17 protein-coding genes are annotated in these 24,004 nt (G+C 66.5%); 8 read left to right on the forward strand and 9 right to left on the reverse strand.

Features of this window, described 5'->3' with window-relative positions; genetic code table 11:
- Positions 1-5 precede the first annotated feature (5 nt).
- The 3 genes from IFT65_RS09790 to IFT65_RS09800 form a co-directional block, all read right to left on the reverse strand.
- A complete protein-coding gene (locus tag IFT65_RS09790) occupies positions 6-665 on the reverse strand; it encodes a methyltransferase domain-containing protein (RefSeq protein ID WP_192081284.1) in 660 nt (219 codons plus the stop codon).
- A gap of 67 nt (positions 666-732) precedes the next feature.
- Entirely contained in the window at positions 733-1,344 is a 612-nt protein-coding gene (locus IFT65_RS09795; protein ID WP_192081285.1) for an SGNH/GDSL hydrolase family protein, read from the reverse strand.
- 5 nt (positions 1,345-1,349) lie between these two features.
- Positions 1,350-2,627 (reverse strand): pyridoxal phosphate-dependent aminotransferase, encoded by a 1,278-nt coding sequence (locus tag IFT65_RS09800; RefSeq protein ID WP_188326210.1) that lies wholly within the window; start codon positions 2,625-2,627, stop codon positions 1,350-1,352.
- A 121-nt stretch (positions 2,628-2,748) separates the two neighbouring features.
- Between IFT65_RS09800 and rsgA the strand changes: the two genes are divergently transcribed.
- Both rsgA and IFT65_RS09810 read left to right on the forward strand, forming a co-directional pair.
- Positions 2,749-3,843: a ribosome small subunit-dependent GTPase A gene (rsgA, locus tag IFT65_RS09805; protein WP_192081286.1), complete on the forward strand. Its 1,095-nt coding sequence runs from the start codon at positions 2,749-2,751 to the stop codon at positions 3,841-3,843.
- 82 nt (positions 3,844-3,925) lie between these two features.
- Positions 3,926-5,179: a flavohemoglobin expression-modulating QEGLA motif protein gene (locus tag IFT65_RS09810; RefSeq protein ID WP_192081287.1), complete on the forward strand. Its 1,254-nt coding sequence runs from the start codon at positions 3,926-3,928 to the stop codon at positions 5,177-5,179.
- A gap of 422 nt (positions 5,180-5,601) precedes the next feature.
- On the opposite strand, the gene IFT65_RS09815 is transcribed toward IFT65_RS09810, so the two are convergent.
- The 4 genes from IFT65_RS09815 to IFT65_RS09830 form a co-directional block, all read right to left on the reverse strand.
- Positions 5,602-7,887 (reverse strand): TonB-dependent receptor, encoded by a 2,286-nt coding sequence (locus tag IFT65_RS09815; protein WP_192081288.1) that lies wholly within the window; start codon positions 7,885-7,887, stop codon positions 5,602-5,604.
- Positions 7,888-8,125: 238 nt separating this feature from the next.
- Complete coding sequence (gene phbB, locus IFT65_RS09820) at positions 8,126-8,866, reverse strand: acetoacetyl-CoA reductase (protein WP_188326214.1); 741 nt, start codon at positions 8,864-8,866, stop codon at positions 8,126-8,128.
- 32 nt (positions 8,867-8,898) lie between these two features.
- Positions 8,899-10,227, reverse strand: coding sequence for a CitMHS family transporter (locus tag IFT65_RS09825; protein ID WP_188327188.1), 1,329 nt, complete (start codon positions 10,225-10,227; stop codon positions 8,899-8,901).
- Between the two features lie 52 nt (positions 10,228-10,279).
- Complete coding sequence (locus tag IFT65_RS09830) at positions 10,280-11,425, reverse strand: porin (RefSeq protein WP_192081358.1); 1,146 nt, start codon at positions 11,423-11,425, stop codon at positions 10,280-10,282.
- A gap of 459 nt (positions 11,426-11,884) precedes the next feature.
- On the opposite strand from IFT65_RS09830, the gene IFT65_RS09835 reads away from it, so the two are divergent.
- From IFT65_RS09835 to IFT65_RS09850, 4 genes are all read left to right on the forward strand, one after another.
- A complete protein-coding gene (locus tag IFT65_RS09835) occupies positions 11,885-12,583 on the forward strand; it encodes a response regulator transcription factor (RefSeq protein WP_192081289.1) in 699 nt (232 codons plus the stop codon).
- Positions 12,570-13,964, forward strand: a complete 1,395-nt coding sequence (locus IFT65_RS09840) for a sensor histidine kinase (protein ID WP_192081290.1) — start codon at positions 12,570-12,572, stop codon at positions 13,962-13,964. Before IFT65_RS09835 ends, IFT65_RS09840 begins: the two co-directional genes overlap by 14 nt.
- Positions 13,961-15,013 carry an ABC transporter substrate-binding protein gene (locus IFT65_RS09845; protein WP_192081291.1) on the forward strand — a complete coding sequence of 351 codons (1,053 nt, stop codon included), beginning with the start codon at positions 13,961-13,963 and terminating at the stop codon, positions 15,011-15,013. The genes IFT65_RS09840 and IFT65_RS09845 overlap by 4 nt, the downstream gene beginning before the upstream one ends.
- Before the next feature lie 99 nt (positions 15,014-15,112).
- Positions 15,113-15,760 (forward strand): response regulator transcription factor, encoded by a 648-nt coding sequence (locus tag IFT65_RS09850; protein WP_192081292.1) that lies wholly within the window; start codon positions 15,113-15,115, stop codon positions 15,758-15,760.
- Between the two features lie 222 nt (positions 15,761-15,982).
- Here IFT65_RS09850 and IFT65_RS09855 read toward each other — a convergent pair whose 3' ends face one another.
- Together IFT65_RS09855 and IFT65_RS09860 are read right to left on the reverse strand one after the other, a co-directional pair.
- Entirely contained in the window at positions 15,983-18,631 is a 2,649-nt protein-coding gene (locus IFT65_RS09855; RefSeq protein WP_192081293.1) for a PAS-domain containing protein, read from the reverse strand.
- A 56-nt stretch (positions 18,632-18,687) separates the two neighbouring features.
- Positions 18,688-19,848, reverse strand: coding sequence for a porin (locus tag IFT65_RS09860; RefSeq protein ID WP_188326220.1), 1,161 nt, complete (start codon positions 19,846-19,848; stop codon positions 18,688-18,690).
- 232 nt (positions 19,849-20,080) lie between these two features.
- Between IFT65_RS09860 and IFT65_RS09865 the strand changes: the two genes are divergently transcribed.
- Together IFT65_RS09865 and IFT65_RS09870 are read left to right on the forward strand one after the other, a co-directional pair.
- Entirely contained in the window at positions 20,081-21,424 is a 1,344-nt protein-coding gene (locus IFT65_RS09865) for a dicarboxylate/amino acid:cation symporter (RefSeq protein ID WP_188326221.1), read from the forward strand.
- Positions 21,425-21,640: 216 nt separating this feature from the next.
- Entirely contained in the window at positions 21,641-23,932 is a 2,292-nt protein-coding gene (locus IFT65_RS09870) for an NADP-dependent malic enzyme (RefSeq protein ID WP_192081294.1), read from the forward strand.
- Positions 23,933-24,004 lie beyond the last annotated feature (72 nt).

The raw sequence follows: 24,004 nt of genomic DNA on the forward strand, positions 1-24,004 counted from the left end.
GGCCGTCAGCCGGCGGGGCGCTGGGCCACCAGCAGCCAGCTGTTGAACGGTGTTCGCCCATGCAGGGAGCGCGGACGCTCGACCTCAAGACCCGCCTCGACCAGTACCTCGGTCAACACCTCCGGTCGGGGGTAGTGGCGCGGCCGGGTGCGCATCCAGCCTGACAGCCATCCAATCCGGTCGGTGAGCCGGGTGGTGCGGTCACGGCCATCGCCTGTGTCCAACGGCGTGCGCAGCAGCAGGCGTCCGCCTGCGGCCACCCGCGCGGCGGCCGCACGCAGCAGGAGGGTCTGCGACGGCGCGTCCAGGTAGTGCAGCACATCCAGCACGGCGACGTGCCCGCAGTGCGCTGGCAGGGGGCGTCGCAGGTCCAGCGGATCGACACGGGCGTCGACCAGTCCGGCACGCTGCAGCGCCTGGTGGGCGTGGTGGATCTTGCCCGCATCGACATCCAGCCCGACATAGCCCTGCGCATGACCCTGCAGGCGCATCACGTGGCCCAGCAGGCCCAGACCGCAGCCCAGGTCGAGTACGGGCAACGCATCGGTCGGCAAGGCCTGCAGTACGCCGTGATACAGCGGGTCGCTGCGCAGCTTGGCCTGCACGTAGTAATAGCGGCTGCGGTTGCCCCAGCGGCTGTCGGGCAAAAAGGCGGTGGCGATCATGCGTGCCTGCGACGGCGGCAACGGCGAGGGCAGGTGCGCTGCGGAGGACGGCGCGCCGGTCACCCGATCAGGCGTCGCGGGCGAGCAGGCGCTCGGCCAGCGGCAGGGCGCGCTGCGCCCACAGCGCATACAGCTCGGCGGAAGGATGCAGCCCATCGTCGACCAGCATGGCCGGTTCGGCCCCGTGCTGGCGGGACAGGTCGGTGATATCCACGAAAACCACGCCGTGCGCGTTGCAGATCTCCTCGGCCGCACGATTGTAGTCATCCAGCGCCCGTGCGATCGCCGCGCGGTCGCGGCCCTCGGCAAACGGGGTGACGCCCCAGTCCGGGATCGACAGCACCAGCACCCGCCCGGCGTTGCCGCCGGCGAAGGCAAGCGCGCGCTGCAGCAGCGCGGTGAACTCCACCGCGTACGCATCCACGGCGCGCGCGCGGTACTGGTTGTTGACGCCGATCAGCAGGCTGACGAAGTCGAAGGGACCACGGGGCGCAGCGTCATCGATGCCGGCATCCAGTTCGTCGGTCGTCCAGCCGGTGGTGGCGATGGTATGCGGATCGGTCAGCGCAATCCCGCGGGCACGCAGCAGCGCCGCCAGTTGCTGCGGCCACCGACCGGCCACCGGTATGCCTTCACCGATGGTGTAGGAATCACCCAAGGCCAGCCAGCGCATCGTCATGACGGTCAGGCGACCGCCGAACGACGCGGCTTCAGCGGCACGACCTTGCGGTTGGCCTCTGCACGGCGCGCCAGGGCGCGATCAATTCGCGCGAATACATCGCGCATCACGGCCGCTTCCGGCAGCAGGGTGACCCGGAAATGATGGCGGTACGGCACGTTGAAGCTGGAGCCTGGTACCACCAGCACCCCTTCATTGTTCATCAGGTCGAGCGCGAATTCATGGTCATCCACACCCTTCGCAGCATCACCGACGATGGCGGGGAAGGCATACAGCGCGCCGGCGGGAGCGACCAGCGAAAGATGCTCGCTGGCGGCACAGGCGTCGATCACCGCGCGACGGGTTTCGTACAGGCGGCCGCCCGGCGTGCACAGCGGGCTGATCGTATCGGGCCCGTTCACGGCCGCGTCGATCGCATACTGGCCCGGCACGTTCGCGCACAGGCGCAACGCGCTCAGCAGGTCCATCGCCGCACGGAAGTCGCCCAGCCGTTCCGCCTCGCCGGACAGCATCGCCCAGCCCACCCGCCAGCCGCAGGCGCGATGCACCTTGCTCAGGCCGCTGAAGGTGAGGCAGGGCAGGTCGCCGGCGAGCGGGGCCACCGGCTGGAAGACCGCGTCGTCGTACAGGATCTGGTCGTAGATTTCATCGACCATCAGCAGCAGGTTGTGCTTGCGCGCGATGGCGACGATGCGCTCCAGCAGCTCACGCGGATAGCTCGCGCCGCTGGGGTTGTTCGGGTTGATCAGCACGATGGCGCGGGTGCGCGAAGACACCAGGGCTTCGATCTCGTCCGGATCGGGCTGGAAGCCGTTTTCCGGCGCGCAGCGGTAATACACCGGGCGACCGTCGTTGAGGATGGTGGCGGCCGACCACAGCGGATAGTCCGGCGAGGGCACCAGCACTTCATCGCCCGGGTTGAGCAGGGCGCGCAGGGACAGGTCGATCAGTTCGCTGACGCCGTTGCCGACGAATACGCGGTCCGGGTGGGCATCGGGTGCACCACGGCGGGCGTAGGCCGCGGCGATCGCCTCACGGGCCACAGGCAGCCCCTGCTGGTGGGTATACGGGTCGGTGCGGCCCATGTCATCGGCAATCGCGCGCTGCAGGTGCTGCGGTGCACGGAAACCGAAATTGCCCGGGTTGCCGATGTTCAACTTGATCAGCGTGCGGCCCTGCGCTTCCAGTTCCCGCGCTCGTCGCGCCAGCTCTCCTCGGATCTCGTAGCGCACTTCGGAAAGGCGTTCACGGATGGCCAGGGGCTTGGGCGTGGGGGTGGACATGGCAGACGGGCCGTCAATGGGCATGGAAAGCCCATACTAGCTGAATTGCTGCAGCGCATGGCAAGGGGGCGTGGGGCCTGACGCCGCGCCCGCATGCCCCGCTGCCGGTAGAATGCGCAGGATGACCGAGACCCCTGACTACAACGCCCTGCAGACCATTGGCTGGCCCTGGCCGGGAGCACCCACGGCGGACGACCAGGCCGACTGGTACACCGCGATGGAGGCGCATCCGCAGGCGCGGCCGGCGCGTGTGATCGAGCAGCACCGGACGCACTATGTGGTGGCAGACGGTCCCGATGCGTCAATCAAGGCCGAATCGCTTCCCGAATGGCAGCGCCCGCGCTTCCCCAGCCATGAGCGGCCTGCCGTTGGGGACTGGGTCCTGCTGGAGGGGGTGCGCATCGTCGCGCTGCTGCCGCGTCGCACCGCGATCAAGCGCGGCGCGGCAGGCGAGCATTATCACCAGCAGGTCATCGCCGCCAACGTCGATACGGTGTTCATCGTCTGCGGACTGGATTCGGATTTCAATCCACGCCGTATCGAACGGTATCTGCTGCTGGTCGGTGGCGGCGGGGCCGTGCCGGTGGTGGTGCTGACGAAGGCCGACCAGACCGAGTACAGCGAAGATGCGCTGGCGGTACTGGATGAACTTAAAGCGCAGGGCATCGCCCTGCGTGCGGTGAACGGACTGGATGCGGACAGTGTCGCCACGCTGCATCCGTGGTTGGGCGCGGGCCACACGGTGGTGCTGGTCGGGTCCTCCGGGGCCGGCAAGTCGACGTTGACCAACACGCTTCTGGGCGAGCAGCGGATGAAGACGAACAGCGTGCGTTCCAATGACTCGCGCGGCCGCCATACCACCACGCACCGCGCGTTGATGCCGCTGCCGATGGGCGCCTGCCTGATCGATACGCCTGGCATGCGCGAGCTCAAGCCGACCGGCGAAGAGACGCTGGCCGAAGGGGGCTTTGCCGATATCGAGGCCCTGGCCGAGCAGTGCCGGTTCCGCAACTGCCTGCACCAGCAGGAGCCCGGGTGCGCGGTACGCGCGGCGATCGAGGACGGCACGATCGAAGAAACCCGCGTGTTGAACTACTTCAAGCTGAAGGACGAAGTGGCTGCCGCCGCCGCCAAGCTGGCGGTACGCCAAGCGGAGACGGCGCAGGAACGACGTACGGCCGCACGCCGCGGCGCCGGCAAACCACGCCGGCGCTGACGCCCGTTGGGATGGTGACGGCCGCTGGCCGTCAGCCCCTCCTGTTGATGGCCAGCGGCCATCACTGCCGTATAGTCTGCTCATGGACCAGAGCACGACGCTGGATCGCGAAGTGGCCCACCACGCTGCGCTTGATGCGCGGCTGGTCGAGGCCGTCGGTGGCATCCGGCTGCTGAGCCTCACCAGCTGGCCCGCCGCCCTGCAATCCCCGTTCCTGGCGAGCATGGCCAGTGGCCAGCCGCGGTTGCCGCACGTGGAGTATCCCACGCTGGATTTCAGCGATGCGCGACGTACGCTGGCCGCGCTGACCGCCGAGTGCGATGCCGATCATCCGCTGGGTCGCTATGTCGCCGAGTCGGCGCAGAGCTGGGATGTTGCCGCGCAGCTGCTGGAAGGGTTGGGCACGGCCGCGGTCGATGCCTGCTCGGTGCAGCTGTTCGGATCGCCCGAGCAGCCGCTGCCGGGAAACGGACCGAGCACCCGCGACGCGGCCCGACATTTCATCCAGATCGCCACTGAACTGGATCACGAACTGCTGGCGCCGGAAGAGCAGGTGCCGGTCTCGGCGACGGCGCTGCAGTTGCAGCTGCAGGGCGATCTGGATGCCTTCTTCGAGTCGCGCATCATCCAGGTGCAACTGGATCCGCAGCTGGTTTCCAAGGCCGCTGCCGGTGCTACCCGCCTCCGCCTGCGTACCAGTGCGCGCTTCAGTGCCTACGACCGTGCGCAGTTGTTCCACCATGAAGCGCTGGTGCATTCACTGACCGCGCTCAACGGGCGTGAGCAATCTGTGCTGCCCAGCCTGGCGTTGTCCTCGCCGCGCGTCACCGCCACCCAGGAAGGCCTGGCGACCTTTGCCGAGCAGATCACCGGCAGCATCGACATCCAGCGCCTGAAGCGCATCAGCCTGCGCACGGAGGCCATTGCGATGGCACGGGAGGGCGCGGACTTCATCGAGGTCTACCGTTACTTCTGCGCGGCGGGGCAGAACGCGGAAGAGAGCTTTGCCTCTGCGCAGCGGGTGTTCCGCGGTGTACCGCCCAGCGGTGGCATGGCCTTCACCAAGGACACGGTGTACCTGCGCGGGCTGGTGTCGGTGCACACGTTCTTCCGCCACATGCTGGCTGAGGATCGCCTGCAGGTCTGCCGGTGGTTGTTCGCTGGCAAGATGACGCTGACCGATGCGATCACCTTCGCACCGTTGTTCGAGGCGGGCATCCTGCAGCCACCGCGCTGGTTGCCGCAGTGGGTGAGCCGGGCCAATGGGCTGGCGGGGATGCTGGCGTTTTCCCTGTTCGCCAATCGGATACGGATGGATCAGCTGTTGCCGGAGTGAGTGCGGCGAACGGGTGAGACCCCCTCGCGGGTGGCTGGTTCAGAGCTGCAGCCGTGGGGCCGGGCGGGGAGGCTATGCGGGGCACGCGCAAGTACGTCCATGTAGCTCTTCGCGGCTCCTGCCGCTCAAGGCCCCGCACAGCCTCCCCGCCCGGCCCTCTGACAGGTTCCGGTGGCCGCCACCCACGTAATAAAAGAAAGAAAAGCGGTAGCGCCGAGCCATGCTCGGCGGCTTTTGCTTTTGCTCTTCTCTCCCCCAACCCGGCGGGGGCGGCCCACTGTCCGGAGGCGGGGCGAGGGAGCCATGCAGGACCCTTGAGCCCCCGGACGGGGCGAAAGGAGCCTACATGGACGTACTTGCGGCGTGTCCTGCATGGTTCCCTCGCCCCGCCTCAACCCACGAAACCAAACACCCGCCGAAGGTTAAAAATCCACACCCACTGTCATGAACACCTGGCGCGGTGCGCTGGCGTGGATCGCGTAGCGGGTGCCGTTCGGATCGGTCGGGGCGAACGAGCTCAACTGCCCGGCATAGCGCTTGTTGGTCAGGTTGGTCGCGTTGAGCGATACCTTGATGTCGCGCAGGCCCATGCCCGGTCCGAAGGAATAGCCCAGTCCGGCATCGAAGGTGGTCACGCCCGGCACCGACTGGTCGTTGGTGTAGGTGTAGTAGCGCTTGCCGGTGTACTTGGCACGTACGCTGGCGAAGAAGCCGTCGCGGTTCCAGCTCAGTTCGCTGGAGGCCATGCGCTGCGGGGTGTCGACGGTGATCTTGCCGGCCACCGGCACGATGGCGCCGCCGGACGTGTAGTCGTCTTCGTAAGTGGTCTTGTTCCAGGACAGCGCGTTGTACCACTGCAGGCCGTCGATCGGCTTGAAGATCAAGGTCAACTCGGCGCCCTGGCTCTTGACCGAGCCGACGTTGATGAAGCGCGTGATGCATTCCGGCCGCGTGCCGACTTCGATGCTGGTGCACGGGTTGAGCGACAGCAGGCGGTTGTCGAACATCACGTGGTAGGCCGCCAGGGACGCTTGGTACTTCTCGCCGAAGCGACGGAACCCTGCCTCGAACGTGCGTGACTTCTCCGGCTCCAGGTCATCCACGCTGGCAGCGAAGGACTCCGGGGATACCTGCAGGGGACCGCCACTGCCGCCGCCGACGAAGGCTGCGATGTTCTCTGCATACGAGGCGAACACTTCCTGCTGGGGACTCAGCTTGAAGCTGATGCCGGCCTGCGGCAGCACCGATTCCTTTGCGGTCAACGTGCCGGAGGCATAGAGCGATTCGGTGCCCGGCTTGGCGCGTGCAGTCATCCGGGTGTTCGGACTCTTGATGCCGACATCGACGGTCATGCGATCGTCCATGAAGCGCATGCGGTCCTGCACGTAGAACTGCCGCGTGCGGATGTCGAAGTCCTGGTCGAACAGGCGGCGATCCGGATGGTTGAGGTACGTGTCGTCCAGGAACGGGCCATCGATGTAGTAGAAGTTGCGTTCAACGTTGTGGTCGTTCTTCTCGTACCACAGGCCGGCCTCCAGCTCATGCAGACCCACGCGCCATGTCAGCGCCGCAGTGAGACCTTGGCGGTTGATGGTGTAATTGGTACTGCGGATCGAGATCGGCAGCGCGCGATCGGTGCCGGGGTGGGAGGGCTGGCCCGGTGCCCACCAATGGCCTTGGCCGCGGTTCTCGTGGTGGTAGGCCAGCAGCTTCAACCCGGCCGCGTCGCCCAGTTTGACGTCGGCATCCAGCGCGTACAGGTTGTCGTCGCGCAGCGCACGGCTCTGGTAGTACGCATCGTCGATGCTGTTGACGCCGCCGCTGAAGGCGCAGCGTGCCGGATCGCGCGTGGCCGGTGCGCAGTAGGCGGCGGCAACCGCGCGGTCCCAGTCCGGTGCGTAGATGTTCCAGTCATAGCCCAAGCCACGTTCCAGCATGCTCTTGGACAGGTACGCATAGTTCGCCTGGCTGGCGCGCGAGGTCGCCGCGAAGGCACCGAAACGGTTGTCACCGACCTGCCATACGGCTTTCGCGTTGAACTGGCGCGTGGTCTGGTTCTGATACGGTGCGGCCCACATGTCGGCGTCCTGGTGCACACCGGACACATAGGCGGAAAAACCGTTGAGGTCGCCGGTGTCCACGCGCAGATAGCCGCGACGCTGGTTGTCATCGCCGGCGGTGATGCTGGCGCGACCACCGAACTCGGTGGAGGGGTCCATCGAGAAATACTGGATGGCGCCGCCCAGGTTGCTGGTGGACGCGACCCCCAGCGAGCCGATGCCCTGCGAGAGCTCGGCGCCGGCAAGATTCTCGGCGATCAGTGCGCGGGCGATGCTCAGGCCGTTGTAGTTGCCGTAGCTGTTGTCGCCCAGCGGGATGCCGTCCAGCGTGTAACCGAGGCGGCTCTTGTCGAACCCGCGCAGGCTGATGGTCTGTGATTCCTCATTGGCCCCGAACGCATCGTTGGATTGCACCGACACGCCGGGCAGGCGATCCAGGATCTTCTGTCCGCTGGTGCCGGGCGGCAGTACCTGCTTGTCCACGGCCGTGATGCGCTGCACCTGGCGGGTTTCGCCTTGACCGATCACCGAAACGGCGTCCAGGGTCTGCGCCGTGACGGCGGTATCGGCGAGGGTTTCGCCGGCGGCGTGGGCGTTGGCGGCGCAAAGCGCGATCGCCACGGCAATCGTCAGGTGTCGGGTCTGCATGTCGGTCCGTTGCATGGGGGAAGGCCTGCGTGCTGCAGGTCACCGACCACTATGCAAAGCGGAAATGACGGCTTTTTGACGGTAAAGCGAACGTTCGTGGTAACTGCGACGCTGTTCGCTTTATGCAACGGGAACGCACGCTGGCACCAAGGGTAGCGCCGCGCCATGCTCGGTGAGCGCAGCGGCAAGGGCGTGACGACCACCCGTCGTCACCCACCTGCTTGTTACCCAAAACGCATCACCCCATGTACAGACCGCCGTTGACCGGATAGTCCGCCCCGGTCACGTACGCGGCGTCGTCCGAGGCCAGCCAGCCGCACAACGCCGCCACTTCCTCCGGCTTGCCCAGGCGGCGGATCGGCACCGAGGCCGCCAGCCGGTCCAGCACATCGGGCGGGAAGCTGCTGATCGCCTGGCTGGCGATATAGCCGGGCGAGATGGTGTTGACCGTGACCCCGCGCGCTGCGGTCTCTGCGGCGAGTGCACGGCTGAAGCCGTGCATGGCGGCCTTGGCGGTGGCGAAGTTGACCTGGCCGATCTGCCCCTTGTGCGCGCTGACCGAGCCGATGTTGATGATGCGCCCCCACCCGCGCGTGGTCATGCCGTCGACGACCTGCTTGGTGATGTTGAACAGCGAGTTGAGGTTGGACGCGATGACCGCGTTCCAGTCATCGGCACTCATCTGCCGGAACAGCACATCGCGGCTGCCGCCCGAGTTGTTGACCAGCACGTCCACCGCGCCAACATCGGCTCGCACCTTGTCGAACGCAGTAGCGGTGGAGGCCCAGTCGGTGGCATTGCCTTCCGATGCGATGAAATCGAAGCCGAGGTCGCGCTGTTCACGCAACCAACCGGCCTTGCGCGGCGAGTTCGGCGCGCAGCCTGCGACCACCGTGTGGCCCGAGCGTGCCAAGGTCTGGCAGATCGCGGTGCCGACACTGCCCATGCCGCTGGTGACGTATGCGATGCGAAGCGTCATTGGTTTCTCCAGGTTGCGGAATACGGGCCGCCTCAGGCGGACAGCGGATACAGCGAGAACAACAGGCCACCCGCCATCAGCAGCAGGGAAATCAACACCGCCCATTTCAGGGTGAACTTCTGATGGTCGGCGAACTCCACCTTGGCCAGGCCCACCAGCAGGTACGTCGAGGGCACCAGCGGGCTGAGCAGATGTACGGGTTGGCCGGCCAGCGAAGCGCGGGCCATTTCGACCGGCGTGATGCCGTAGTTGCCGGCGGCCTCGGACAGGATCGGCAGCACGCCGAAGTAGAAGGCATCGTTGGACATGAAGAATGTGAACGGCATCGAGGCCAGCGCGGTGATCACCGCCAGGTACGGCCCCCAGCTCTCCGGAATGATCGCCAGGAAGCTGTGTGACATCGCTTCCACCATGCCGGTGTTGTTGAGGATGCCGGTGAAGATGCCGGCCGCGAAGATCAGCGACACCACCGACAGCACGTTGCCTGCGTGGTTGACCACCCGGCGGCGCTGCTCGGCCAGGTTCGGGTAGTTGATCACCAGGGCGATGGCGAAGCCCACCATGAACAGGATCGGCATCGGCAGCAGGCCCATGATCAGGGCGGCCATCAGCGCGGCGGTCAGACCGAAGTTCACCCACAACAGCTTCGGCCGCTTGATGTCTTCGGCGTCTTCAACAGTGGGCAGCGCATCGCCATCATCGGACACGCTGGAATCCATCCATGAGCCGCCCTGCGGCAGCGACACCACGCCAAGGCGGCGGCGCTCCTTCATGCCCAGGTACCAGGCCAGCACCAGGATGCCGGCGCAGGCGATGACCATCGAAGGGATCAGCGGGACGAACACATCGGCCGGGTCGACATGCAGCGCGGTGGCGGCGCGTGCGGTCGGGCCGCCCCACGGGGTGAGGTTCATCACGCCGCCCGCCAGGATGGTCACGCAGGTCATGTTCAATGCGTTCATGCCCAACCGCCGATACAGCGGCAGCATCGCCGAGACGGTGATCATGTAGGTGGTCGAGCCATCACCATCGAGCGAGATCAGCATCGCCAGGACGGCCGTGCCCATGACGATCTTCAGCGGATCACCCTTCACCACGTTGAGGATGATGCGGACCAGCGGATCGAACAGGCCGGCGTCGATCATCACCCCGAAGTACAGGATGGCGAACATCAGCATGACGCCGGTGGGCGCGATTTTCTTGATGCCGTCGAGCATCATTTCATCGATGCCGGCACCGAAGCCACCGAGCAACGCGAAGATGATCGGGACGGTGATCAGGGCGACCAGCGGCGACAGTCGTTTGCTCATGATCAAGTACATGAACGTAATGACCATGCCAAAGCCGAGGATGCTGAGCATCATCTGCGGACTCCTTGCGGAAAAGGGCGGGAGGGGAAGGGAAGGGGAGGGGTCAGAAGTCGAACTGCAGGCGCCCGGTAACCGCGCGCGTACGGTCGACGGTGACGTCGGCCAGGTGATCGCGGTTGCGGCTCTCGATCAGGTTGAGCATGAAGCGCAGGTTGTCGCGCAGGTACCAGTTGCCGCCCAGCGTCCATGCCTCGGTGCTGCCATCGCGCAGGTCGGGCAAGCCGATGAGATGCTGGTCACCCCGCATCTGGTCATAGCGCAGTGCCAGCTCGAACGCGCCGGCCTTGTGCCGGATATCCTGGATGCGCGCGAAGCGCCCGGTCTTGCGGTCGTAGCCGCGCGACTCACCGGTGACGAACCAGCTCACCATCCCGTAGCCGGCCAGCACCTTGCCGTGCTGCAGGCCGTCGTCGAACGTGGCCCCGCTGAACTCGCCCTGCCACGACCACGGACCGCGCACCTGCGCATACTCCAGCGACCACTTGTCCACATCGGTATCGCGTCCGGCGGAGAAGTCGACCAGGGTCAACCGGCTTTCATCGGACAGGTGGCCTGCCGGGCGTGGGCGGATGCGCAGCCCCGGGGCGCCGCTGGCACCGGGGTTGTCGTACAGCTCACGCGCCAGCGAAATACCCAGGTGCAGGACGTCGCCGGCCGCAGGACTCGGCGCCCACGTGGCACGGCCGCCGGCGGCGCGACCCTTGACCTGCCACGCGTCGATGCTCTCCAGGCTGTACAGGCTGGCCGCCCAGGTGAAGTCACCCGGATTGGCCTGCCAAGACGCGCCCAGGCGATACAACGGCGCCAGCGAGGTGCCCGCGTTGCCGCGCTCCAGGAAGCTGCCGTAGTTGGAGCCGGTGCGGTCATCGAGCGAGAAGTACTGCTTGAACTGACCGACGGTGAGCCGGCCGGCATCGCCGAAGCCGCGGCTCACGTAGACATCCTTGGCTTCGACACGGTCGCCGGAGAAGTCGGCTTCCATCTTGTAATCGACGACGAAGAACTTGCCGGACACGTCAATCCACGCGCGCCGCACTTCGGTGTCGTCCTTGTTCGGCGTGCCGCGCCCATCGTTGTCGAACGTGGCGAAATCCAGGTGCAGACGGCCACCGATCCCAGCGGTGACCGGGCGCTCATCATCCGCAGCAAACACCGGTGCAGCAGCGGACAAGCACGCCGCCCCGACCAGCGCACGACAACCGAAGCCCGCCCAACGAACAGAAAACTCTTCCACAAACCCTCCCAGGTGCGCGCCCGGCGCGCGGCCAACGTGGGCACCCGAAACAGGTGCAAGGCCGCAGTCTCTTCCCCGCAAGCTGTCATGCGCCTGTCAGCGGTTTGTGCAGTGCAGCGAACTCCCCGCATTCGCGCCGCCGAGCACGGCTCGGCGCTACCGCTTTTCTTCATTTCTTCATACGCGGCCGGCAGCAACCGGGAAACCGTCAGGGCGACGGGCGGGGTGGGTATGCGGGGCCTTGAGCGGCAGGAGCCGCGAAGAGCTACATGGACGTACTTGCGCGTGCCCCGCATAGCCACCCCGCCCGTCGCCAACCCGTAGTCCAGCTTCAGGGCAGCCGCGAGGGGGTCTCACCCGTTCGACCCACTCCCCGTGCGTTAGCATCTCAACTCCCCCGCACCCGACAACCGCATGCGCCTGCTGCTGGTCGAAGACAACCCGGACCTCGCCGATGCCATCATCCGCCGCATGCGCCGCAACGGGCACGCCGTGGATTGGCAGGCTGACGGCCTGGCCGCGGCCAGCGTCCTGCGCTACCAGGCCTTCGACCTGGTGGTGCTGGATATCGGCCTGCCCAAGCTGGACGGACTGCGCGTGCTGGCGGGCATGCGAGAACGCGGCGACAGCACGCCCGTGCTGATGCTGACCGCACGCGATGGCATCGAAGACCGCGTGCAGGCACTGGATGTGGGCGCCGATGACTACCTCGGCAAACCGTTCGATTTCCGCGAGTTCGAGGCCCGCTGCCGCGTCCTGCTGCGACGGGGCCGCGGCCAGGCCAGCGAACTGGTGCAGATCGGCGGCTTCCAGTTCGACAACGCCGCGCACCGGGTAAGCCTGGACGGCGAGCTCATCGAACTGCCCAACCGTGAGTTCCGCCTGCTGGAGATCCTGGTCGGGCGCAGGGGCCAAGTGGTGGGCAAGGACGAAATCGGCAACGGGTTGTTCGGTTTCGACGACGAAGCCGGACCCAACGCCATCGAACTGTACATCGGACGACTGCGCCGCAAACTGGCGGCCGCGCCGCTGCGGATCGTCACCGTGCGCGGCGTGGGCTACATGCTCGAGGCAGCCCAGTCCGCCACCGGGGACATCGATGAAGCGCCGTGAGCGTACGGCGCCGCCTTCGCTGCGCCGTACGCTGACGCTGTACCTGGGCGTGTTGCTGGGGGTGTTCGCCGTGGCCCTGTTGTTTGCTGCACGTGACTACGGCCAACGCGCAGCGAATCGATCCTACGATCACCTGCTGGTGTCCTCGGCGCTGTCCATCGCCGATTCGGTGGCGCTGGTGGATGGCCAGTGGCAGGTCGACCTGCCCTATGCCGCCCTGGACCTGCTGGCCATGGCACCGGAAGACCGGGTGTTCTATCGGGTGGCCGACAGCCGCGGCAGCCTTATCACCGGCTACGGCGACCTGCCACCGGCGCCACGCGGTGCCACGCGGGAAGGCCCGGCGCCGCAGCTGTTCGATGCCCCCTATAGCGGCGAAACCGTGCGCTTCGCCGTGGTGGCACGCACCCTGTCTTCGCCGTCCGCGCAGGGAGAAGTACGCGTGCAGGTAGGGCAGACGCGGCGTGCGCGCGAAGCGCTGGCACAGGAAATGGTCAACCGTGCCTTGCTGGCCATCAGTGTGCTGTCGCTGCTGTCCCTGGCCCTGGTCGGCGTAGGCGTACACCGTGCATTCCGTCCGCTGGTGCGCGTGGAGCGCGAACTGTCGCGCCGGGAGCCCTCCGACCTGAGACCGTTGGATGCGCACGTGCCGCGCGAGATGGACCAGATGGTCGCGGCGCTGAATCGCTTCATGGAACGCCTGTCCAGCAGCAACGAAACGCTGCGCTCCTTCATGGCCGAGGCCGCCCACCAGATGCGCACGCCGCTGGCCGCCTTGCGCGCGCAGGCGCAGTTGGCGCTGGACGATGACGACCCGGAAGACATGCGTCGGAGTCTGCAGGCCATCGAGCGCAACGCCAGCCACATGAGCCGCCTGCTCAACCAGCTGCTGAGTGACGCCAGCGTCATCCACCGGTCGAACCTGCAGCGTTACGCGCCGGTTGATCTCGCCGAGACCGTGCACCAGGCTTTGCATGAGGCAGTGCCACAGGTGGATCCGATTCCGCGGGTGCAGTTGCTGGTCACCGCTGGACCGGTGTGGGTGCAGGGCGATGCGTTGCTGCTGCGCGAGGCGATCAAGAACCTGATCGACAACGCCATCAAGTACAGTGCGGCCGCGCCATTGCAGGTGGCGCTGACGACCGAAGGCAACAGTGCTGTGCTGACGATCGCCGACCATGGCCCCGGCATCGCCGCTGCCGATGCAAAGCGGGTCTTCGAGCGCTTCGCCCGCGGGGAAGGCGCTGCCGCGGGTGGTGCCGGGCTGGGCCTGGCCATCGTCAAGCGGGTAGTCGATGCCCATGGCGGCCACATCGACCTGGCCAACCGCCGCGAAGGCGGGCTGGTCGCCACCATCACCCTGCCCCGGAGTCATGCATGAGCCGTCTGTTGGCTGCCCTGTTGCTGCTGCTCAGCCCCCTTGCCGCGCACGCCGAGCCGGGGGACGTGCAGCGCTTCCCGGCGACCGGGCCTGCCACGGCGGCCCTGCGCATCCATGGCAGCACGGACATCGAGGTGTTCGCCGTGGTGATCGCTGATTACCAGCGCCTGCATCCGGGCACGGAGGTGATCTACGAAGACATCATCACCCAGGACCTGCACGCGCGTTACCTGGGTGAGCGCACGCGCGCGCCGTCCGCCGATCTGCTGATTTCCAGTGGCATGGACCTGCAGGCCAAGCTGGTGAACGACGGCCACGCGCTGGTTCATCGTTCGGCGCAGGCCGACACACTTCCCGCGTGGTCGAAATGGCGCAACGAAGCCTTCGGCATCAGCTACGAGCCGGTGGCGATCGTCTACAACACCCGCACGCTGCCTGCATCGCGCGTGCCGCGCACGCGGCGGCAATTGCTGGACCTGCTGCGCGCGCCGGATGCGCCACTGCGCGGGCGGGTAGGCACCTATGACATCAACCGCAGCAGCGTGGGCTATCTGCTGGCCACGCAGGATGCCCAGCGCGGCAGCATCGCCGGTGCGCTGCTGGGTGCGCTGGGTGACAACCGCGTCGTGCTGGAAGAACGCACCGGTGTGTTGCTGGACAAGGTGAGCAGCGGCGAACTGTCGCTGGTCTACAACGTGCTGGGGTCCTACGCGCAGGCGCGCATCGACGATGGCCAGCCGCTCGGCATTGTCGAGCCGGAGGACTACACCCTGGTGATGTTGCGCACCGCGCTGATCCCGCGCACCGCACGCAACAGCGCCGAGGCCGGCCGCTTTTTGGACTATCTGCTGTCGCCGCGCGGCCAGCAGGTGCTGTCCCGCGAGGCGCGGCTGATGCCCATCGTGCGCGGCGGCGGCATCGGCAATGGAAGCCCGGAGCGCAGCCTGCGGCCGATCCAGCTCGGCCCCGGGCTGCTGGTGTACCTGGACGCGCTCAAGCGCCGGCAGTTCCTGGATGCATGGAACAGCAGCGTGCGTCCGGCGCGGTAGACGATGCGCTGGGGGCAGTCCTTGACTGCAGCCTTTGGAGGGAGCCTTTGCAGGCAGCCTGTGGAGGCAGCCGACTGAAGTCGGCTCTACAATGGCGGCATGAGCGAACTGAACCTGCTGGTGGCCGATGACCACCCCCTGCTGCGTGCCGCTGTGGTGCATTCGCTGCGGCAGGGGATGCCGCACGTCAACGTGCGCGAGGTGGCCAGTGCCGAGGCGCTGGAACAGGCGCTGGATCAGCAGCCGGACGTTGACCTGGTGCTGCTGGACCTGACCATGCCGGGCGCGCACGGTTTCTCGGCGCTGCTGCATGTACGCGGTTCGCACCCCGACATCCCGGTGGTCATCCTGTCGTCCAACGATCATCCGCGGGTGATCCGGCGGGCGCAGCAGTTCGGTGCAGCGGGCTTCATTCCCAAGTCGGTGCCGCCGGAAACGATCAGCGAAGCGGTAGTGGCCGTCCTGGATGGCGGCTTATGGTTTCCGGCAATGGCCGCTGAGCGCTCCGATGCCGATGCACTGCTGGCCAGCCGATTGGCCCAGCTGACGCCGCAGCAGTTCAGGGTGCTGCTGTGCCTGGCCGATGGCCTGTTGAACAAGCAGATCGCCTACACCCTGGGTCTGGCCGAGAACACCGTGAAGGTACACGTCACCGCGATCCTGAGAAAGCTGGAGTGCCACAGCCGCACGCAGGCTGCCGTGCTGGTGAAGGCGCTGGAGCCGGAAGGCGACGCCAGCCTGGTGTAGGGGCGTGCAGGGTGCAGGCACACGCCGCGCTGCGCGCTCGCCGAGCGTGGCTCGGCGCTACCGGGCGAGCTGATGCCTGATGCCTGACGCCGCGCTGCGCGCTCGCCGAGCATGGCTCGGCGCTACCGGGGAAGCTGATGCCTGATGCCGTGGTAGCGCCGAGCCATGCTCGGCGGAAACCGTCCGTTCCCGCGCCAGAAATGGGACGACGATGGTGCGGCGCTACCGTTGGTGCCGCAGCAGCAGTTGGGTCATCAGGGCGCGCAGCGCAGGGGGGCGCACCGGCTTGGACAGGAACCCCCAGCCATTCGCCGACGCCAGCGCCTTCAGCGCATCATCGCGCTCGGCGGTGACCAGTACCACGGGGGGGCGGCTGCCCCACCGCTCACACAGCGCTTCGTACAGGTGCGGCCCATGAAACTCGCCCATCCGCACGTCCAGCAGCAGCAGTTCCGGCGCGTGCCCCGCGCGTGCAGCCTCCAGCGCCGCCTGCGGTCCGTCGGACTGCTCCACCTCACAGCCCCACTTCTCCAGCAGCGCGCGGGTAGCGGCGCTGACATGCGCATCGTCATCGATGGCCCACACACGACGTGCGCGCAGAGGACTGTCTGCGGTGGTTTCCAGCACCACCGGCGCGCGGGTCACCGCCGATTCCACGGCATCGCCTGAGTGGCCCAACGGCACCGCGACTTCGAACATCGTGCCGCTGCCAAGTGCCGAGCGCAGCCGGATCGGATGCCCCAGCAGGCGGCCGATGCGCTCCACGATGGCCAGGCCCAGCCCGGTGCCGCGCTCCTGTCCGTCATGCAGCCGTCGAAACTCCTCGAAGATCTCCTTGTGCAGGCTCTCCGGAATGCCCGGGCCCTGGTCATGCACCTGGATCCACAGCCGCGCGCCGTCGCGGCGGCATCCCAGCAGCACGCGGCCGCGCGGTGTATAGCGCAGGGCGTTGGACAGGAAATTCTGCAGGATGCGCCGCAGCAGGTCTTCATCACTGACCACTACGGCGCGGGTGGGCACCCAGTGCAGCTGCAGCCCGCGGCCTTCGGCGGCGATGCCGAACTCGCGTGCCATGGTTTCCAGCAGGGGATTGAGCGCAAAGGAGCGTACCCGCGTCTGCAGGCTTCCCGATTCCAGCCGGGAGATGTCCAGCAGGCTGACCAGGATCGCATCCTGTGCCGACAACGCGGCTTCAATGTGATCAACGGTCTGGTGTTGCTCGGCGTCCGCCAGCTTCCCGCGCAGCACCGACACGAACATGCGCGCGGCGTTCAGCGGTTGCAGCAGGTCATGCACGGCGGAGGCCACGAAGCGGGTCTTGTAGCGGTTGGCCTGTTCCGCCTCGCGGCGCGCCTCGTCCAGGTCGTGCGTGCGCTCGACGATGCGATGCTCCAGGGCGTCGGCCAGCGATCGCAGCTCGCGTGCGGCGTTCTTGTAGCTGGTGATGTCGGCGTAACTGGTGACGAAGCCGCCGTCGGGCAGCGGGTTGCCGCGGATTTCCAGCACGGTGCCGTCATCCTTTTCACTCTCGCGCATATGCGGCCGCCCACTGCGCAGGTGGTTGAGCCGGCGTTCGATGGCTTCGTCGATCGGGCCTGGTCCCAGCAGGCCGCGACGCGCGTTGAAGCGGAATATTTCTTCAATGGGGCGACCCACCTGGATCAGCCCGGAGGGAAAGCGGAACAGCTCCAGATAGCGCGAGTTCCAGGCGACCAGACGCTGCTCACGGTCGATGATCACCACACCCTGCGGCAAGTGCTCGAGGCTGCGGCTCAAGCCGCGGTCGGCATCCTGCGCCGCCTGCAGCAGCCCGTCCTGCGCGCTGCGCAGCTCCTGCGCATGCTGCTTGAGCAGGGTCTCCAGTTCGCGGCGGCTGCGTTGGCGGTGCGCGGACAGGCGTCGTCGCTGCTGGATGAACAGCGCCAGGAAGCCCAGCGCCATCCAGGCCGCGCCGCCGCCTATCGCGGCACTGCGGGCCACGGCGCTGGCCGCACTGGCGTCATGCAGCAGGTGCAGGTGCCACTCTTCTTCCGGCAGGTCGACGGTCTGCCACAGCAGCGAGCGCGGCATGGCCGGGTCGGCCATGCGCACGATGCGGCCGCCGTCGTCCAGCACGCGCTCGGTACGCGCGCGCAACGGCTGCAGCGCACGGTCGGCATATTGTCGGCTGGCCAGCATTTCGCTGCGCTCACCGCGCCCCAGCTCACGCAGCAGGCGATACCGCCAAGCGTCCTGGTTGGCGAGGAACACCACATCATGGTTGTCGCTGGCGAGCACGATATCGGAGGTAGTCAGCCACTCCTGTTCCAGCGCGGACAGTTCGATCTTGATCACCACCACGCCCAGCCGGATGCCGTCTGCATCGTCGATGGCGTGGGACAGGAAGTAGCCCGGCACCCCGGTGGTCATGCCGATGCCGTAGAACCGGCCGTGTCCGGTGGCCATGGCCTGCCGGTAATACGGCCGGTAGCTGTAGTCTTCGCCGACATTGCTGGACGGCTGGTCCCAGTTGCTCGCTGCAACCGCCACGCCGTCACGGCCGACCAGGGTCAGCGTCGACGCGCGGGTGACCTGGTTGGCCTGCGAGAGCTTGAGGTTCAGCCGTTGGCGGTCTGCATCGTCGGGCGCGTGGCGCAGCGCGTCCAGCAGATCCGGGTCCAGCGCCATCACCTGCGGCAGGGTGCCGAAGCGATCGATCCGCTGCTGCAGGCCCTGGGCGTACAACTGCAGCTGGCGCTGTACCTGCGCGCTTTCGCCCGCCAGCGCGCGCTGGCCTGCGAAATGGCCGGCGGAGACCGCACACAGCACAGTCCCACCGATCAGCACCAGCAGGGTCATGGCCAGCTTGCGGTAGCGGGTGAGCCGGTACATGTGCCGAGTCTACGGGCAGGACAGGTCGTTGACCCGACCTGCCCGTCGGCATCGGATCAGAAATGCATCTGCGCGCGGACTTCGAAGATCTCCGGGGTGGTGTGCACGCCACGGCGGCTGGCATCGGCCTTCACGTAGTTGGCCTGGAACTTGAAGTGGCTGGTGAGGTACCAGTTCGCACCGATGGTCCAGTTGTGTTCACGGCCACCCAGCACGTCGGCATCGTCCAGGTCCAGTCGGCTGTAACGCGCCAGCAGTTCAACCGCGCCGTATTCGCGCGCCGGCTTGATGTTGGACACGCTGCCGGCACTGTACGGGCGCGACTCGCCGGTCAGCACCCAGCTGCCCATCACGTACTGGCCGTTGCCGGTGTAATCCGGCTTGCCCTCGCGGGTGATCGTGGCCTGCAGCGCCTCGGCCTGCACCGAGAACGGTCCGCGGATCCAGATGCCTTCCAGGCCTGCACGATTGACCTTGTCCGCCGTGACCAGCGCACCGGAATCCACCAGGCGCAGATCGGTCAGGCCCGCCTCGGGACGCGCGCGGAAACGGGCGGTGGCCTCATGGTGCACATCACGGCCATCACGCCAGCCGCGCGGGTTTTCCTGCGACAGCGCCAAGCCGAGGTGCAACACGTTGGCTTCGGCCTTCACCGGCGTCCACACCGCACGCACGGCCTGCATCGTGCCGGGGTTGTCGCCCTGCAGATCCTTGCCACCGTACACGCCTGCCTGCAGCAGGTAGGCGGGACGTTCCAGCACCCAGTCGAGACCGGTACGACGGCCGGCGTAGAACGCCTGCACCGGCATCGCGTACTCCATGAAGCTGCCGGCACGCGAGCTGGTCACCGCATCCAGGCCGACCGGCGTCTTCATGTAACCGACCCGGAACTTGCCGATATCCTGGCCAGCGAAGGCCTTGCTTTCCACGCGCAGGAACACGTCCAGCCAGGTGTCGGACTGGAAGTCGTAGTACACCATGGCGTCGTACACGCCCTTCTTCTTCAGCGTGGCGCCGAATTCCTTGCGGCGCACGGCGTCGGCGTTTTCGATGTCGCCGGAAAAGTTGTTCCAGTCGTAGGCGATGTTGCCGGTGGCGGCCAACTCGGTGCCGTCAGCGAACGCCACCTTGGTCGGCCAGTTGTCAAAGCCGGCCGCGTTGGCCAGCAGGGGGCTCGCGGCCAAGGACAGGGCAAGCAGGGTAGGGGTCATTCGCATGGGACGGCGGATCTCTATTCGGGAAGTGGAACAACACGTCATCCGCGTGGGCGGGTACGTCGCGACCGGCGCAGTGTAGGGGCAGAACCGGCAGGGAATCTTCCTGAACCGGGGGGGTAGTACCAATAGGCTATCTGCTACCGGGCCCCGGGCGCGTACAAAGAGCGCCATCAGATGCCGCGCCACGCACGCAACGTGCCGGAAGCGCCATTTTCACCTACCGGAGCTCGTCATGCACGTTCCCACCGCCACACCGGTGCCCACCAAGCCGCTGCCGTTCTATCGCCAACTGTATTTCCAGGTGGTGGTCGCCATCGTCCTGGGCGCCGTTCTTGGCCATTACGAGCCGCTGGTCGGCGAAAAGATGAAGCCGCTCGGTGATGCGTTCATCAACCTGGTGAAGATGATCATCGCGCCGGTCATCTTCCTGACCATCGTGACCGGCATCGCCGGCATGACCCACCTGCGCACCGTGGGCCGGGTCTTCGCCAAGGCGATGGCGTACTTCATGTTCTTCTCCACCCTGGCCTTGGTGGTGGGCATGATCGTGGCGCACGTGGTGCAGCCCGGTGCCGGCATGAACATCAATCCGGCCGACCTGGACCAGAGCGCGGTCAACAGCTATGTGGAAAAGTCGCACGACCTGACCCTGGTGGGCTTTGCGATGGACATCATCCCGAAGACGCTGGTCAGCGCGTTCGTGGATGGCAACATCCTGCAGGTGCTGTTCGTGGCGGTGCTGTTCGGTATCGCACTGGCCCTGGTCGGTGAGAAAGGCAAGCCGGTGCTGTCCTTCCTCGAAGCGCTGGTCGCCCCGGTGTTCAAGCTGGTGCACATCCTCATGCGGGCCGCCCCGATCGGTGCGTTTGGCGCCATCGCGTTCACCATCGGCAAGTACGGCGTCGGCTCGTTGATCAACCTTGCCTGGCTGGTCGGTTCGTTCTACCTGACCGCGTTCCTGTTCGTGGCGGTGATCCTGGGCGCGGTGGCGCGCCTGTGCGGCTTCTCGGTATTCAAGCTGGCCCGTTACCTGAAGGCCGAGCTGCTGCTGGTGCTGGGCACGTCTTCTTCCGAGTCGGCGCTGCCGTCGCTGATGGAAAAGATGGAACGTGCAGGCTGCAGCAAGTCGGTGGTCGGCCTGGTGGTCCCCACGGGCTACTCGTTCAACCTGGACGGCACCAACATCTACATGACCCTGGCGGCGCTGTTCATCGCGCAGGCCACCAATACCGAACTGACCCTGGGTCACCAGATCGCCCTGCTGCTGGTGGCGATGCTCAGCTCCAAGGGCGCCGCAGGCGTTACCGGCGCCGGCTTCATCACATTGGCGGCCACGCTGGCCGTGGTGCCGGAAGTGCCGGTGGCCGGCATGGCCCTGATCCTGGGGGTGGACCGCTTCATGAGCGAGTGTCGCTCGCTGACCAATTTCATCGGCAATGCCGTGGCGACGGTAGTGGTCTCGCGCTGGGAAGGCGCATTGGATCGCGACCGCCTGAAACTGGCGCTGGACGGCCGCGAAAGCGAGCTGCCGCCGCCGGTGGATGCGCCCCTGCCCGCCGTGACCGCGAACATCTGACCCCTTCCACGTCAGGAGGCGGGGCCCGTCAGTGATGACGTGGCCCCGCCGTTTTTTTCAGAGCTGACCCGCCGCGCCGGACCACGCGCGGCATGCGGGCAGAATCCCTTGGGTGGTGCGCTGCAGCATCCGCAGCGACAGCCCAGCGACAGGTCCGCAACGTACAACGGGGGTATGATCCCCTGTCCCTCTTGCCCATTCATGTGCCCAACGTCGATGTCCAACGAAGATTTCAAGCAGGCCGCCCTCGATTACCACCGCATGTCGCCGCCGGGCAAGATCAAGGTCACGGCGACCAAGCCGATGCTGACCCAGCGTGATCTGTCGTTGGCTTACTCGCCCGGCGTCGCGTATGCGTGCGAAGCCATCAAGGCCGATCCGGCGATGGCCAGCGAGTACACCGCGCGCGGCAACCTCGTCGCTGTGATTTCCAACGGCACCGCCGTGCTCGGCCTGGGCAACATCGGCCCGTTGGCCGGCAAGCCGGTAATGGAAGGAAAGGGCGTGCTGTTCCAGAAGTTCGCCGGCATCGATGTGTTCGACATCGAAGTGGACGAGATGGATCCGGACAAGCTGGTCGACATCATCGCCTCGCTTGAGCCGACCTTTGGTGGCATCAACCTGGAAGACATCAAGGCGCCGGAGTGCTTCATCGTCGAGCGCAAGCTGCGCGAGCGGATGAAGATCCCGGTGTTCCACGATGACCAGCACGGCACCGCGATCATTGTCGGTGCAGCGGTGTTGAATGCCATGGCGATCACCGGCAAGAAGATCGAAGAAGTGAAGCTGGCGACCACGGGCATGGGCGCGGCTGGCATCTCGTGCGTCAACATGCTGGTGCAGCTCGGCCTGAAGCCGGACAACATCCTGGCCTTCGACCGTGAGGGCGTGATCCATACCGGTCGTACCGACCTGGATCCGGAAAAGCTGCGTTATGCGCGCGACACGGACAAGCGCACGCTGGCTGAAATCGTCAACGGCGCGGATATTTTCCTGGGCCTGTCGGCGCCGGGCATCCTCACTGCCGACATGGTCAAGACGATGGCGCCGGATCCGGTGATCTTCGCGCTGGCCAACCCGACGCCTGAAATCATGCCGGAAGACGTGCGCGCGGTACGCGCCGACGCGATCATCGGCACCGGCCGTTCGGATTACCCGAACCAGGTCAACAACGTTCTCTGCTTCCCGTATCTGTTCCGCGGTGCGCTGGACGTGGGCGCCACCGCGATCAACGAAGAAATGAAGATCGCCTGCGTGCGCGCCATCGCCGCATTGGCACGCCGTGCCGCCACCGACATGGGCTCGGCGTACGGCGGTGAAACGCCGAGCTTTGGCCGTGAGTACCTGATCCCGCGTCCGTTCGACCGCCGCCTGCTGGTGGAGTTGTCCGCCGCGGTGGCCCAGGCCGCGATGGATTCCGGTGTAGCGTCGCGGCCGATCGCCGACATGTCCGCCTACCGGCAGAAGCTGTCGGAGTTCGTGTACCGCACCAGCCTGATGATGAAGCCGGTGTACGACCGCGCGCGCACCGACAAGCAGCGCGTGGTGTACGCCGAAGGCGAAGAAGAAGTCGTGCTGCAGGCCGTGCAGAACGTGGTGGACGAAGACCTGGCGCACCCGATCCTGATCGGCCGCCCGGACGTCATCGAGGCGCGTATCCAGCGCTTGGGCCTGCGCCTTAAGATCGGCGAGAACATCCAGGTCACCAACATCAATGACGACCCGCGCTTCAACGAGTACTGGCAGTATTACCACGGGCTGACGGGTCGCCGTGGCGTGACCGTGGCGGCGGCGAAGAACCTGATGCGCTCGCGGCCGACGCTGATCGCTGCGGTGATGGTGGCGCGCGGTGAAGCCGATGCGCTGCTGACCGGCGTGGTCGGCCGCTTCCACAAGAAGCTGGGCTATGTGCGCAGCGTGCTGCCGCTGGAAACGAAGGTCACCTCGACCTCGGCGATGACCGGTGTGATCAACCAGCAGGGCGTGTTCTTCTTCGTGGACACCCACGTGCAGGAAGATCCGACGGCCGAGCAGCTGACCGAAGCCACGCTGCAGGCGGCCTACCGCATGAAGCTGTTCGGCATCGAGCCGAATGTCGCGCTGCTGTCGCACTCCAATTTCGGCAGCCACGATTCGAAGGACGCGCTGAAGATGCGCCAGGTCCGCGAGATGCTGCTCAAGCGCAACCCGCGTTTGAACGTGGATGGCGAGATGCAGGGCGACACCGCGTGGGATGAAGCGCTGCGCCAGAAGCTGCTGCCGGGCTCCACGCTGACCGGTCGTGCGAACCTGTTCGTGCTGCCGAACCTGGAAGCGGCGAACATTGCCTACAACCTGGTTCGCGTGTTCACCGACGGCGTAGCGATCGGCCCGATCCTGATGGGCGTGGCCAAGCCGGCACACATCCTGACCAGCAGCGCGACCTCGCGCCGCATCCTCAACATGACCGCGATTGCGGCGGTGGATGCACAGATCCGCAAGCAGCTGGAAGCCGAGAAAAAGGCCTGACGGCCTTTTTCGCAGCGGAACCGGTAGAGCCGACTTCAGTCGGCTGGCTTCAGGTATTCGATCCGCTGGACG

Source organism: Stenotrophomonas sp. CFBP 13725, from assembly GCF_014841935.1.
Taxonomy (GTDB): Bacteria; Pseudomonadota; Gammaproteobacteria; order Xanthomonadales; family Xanthomonadaceae; genus Stenotrophomonas.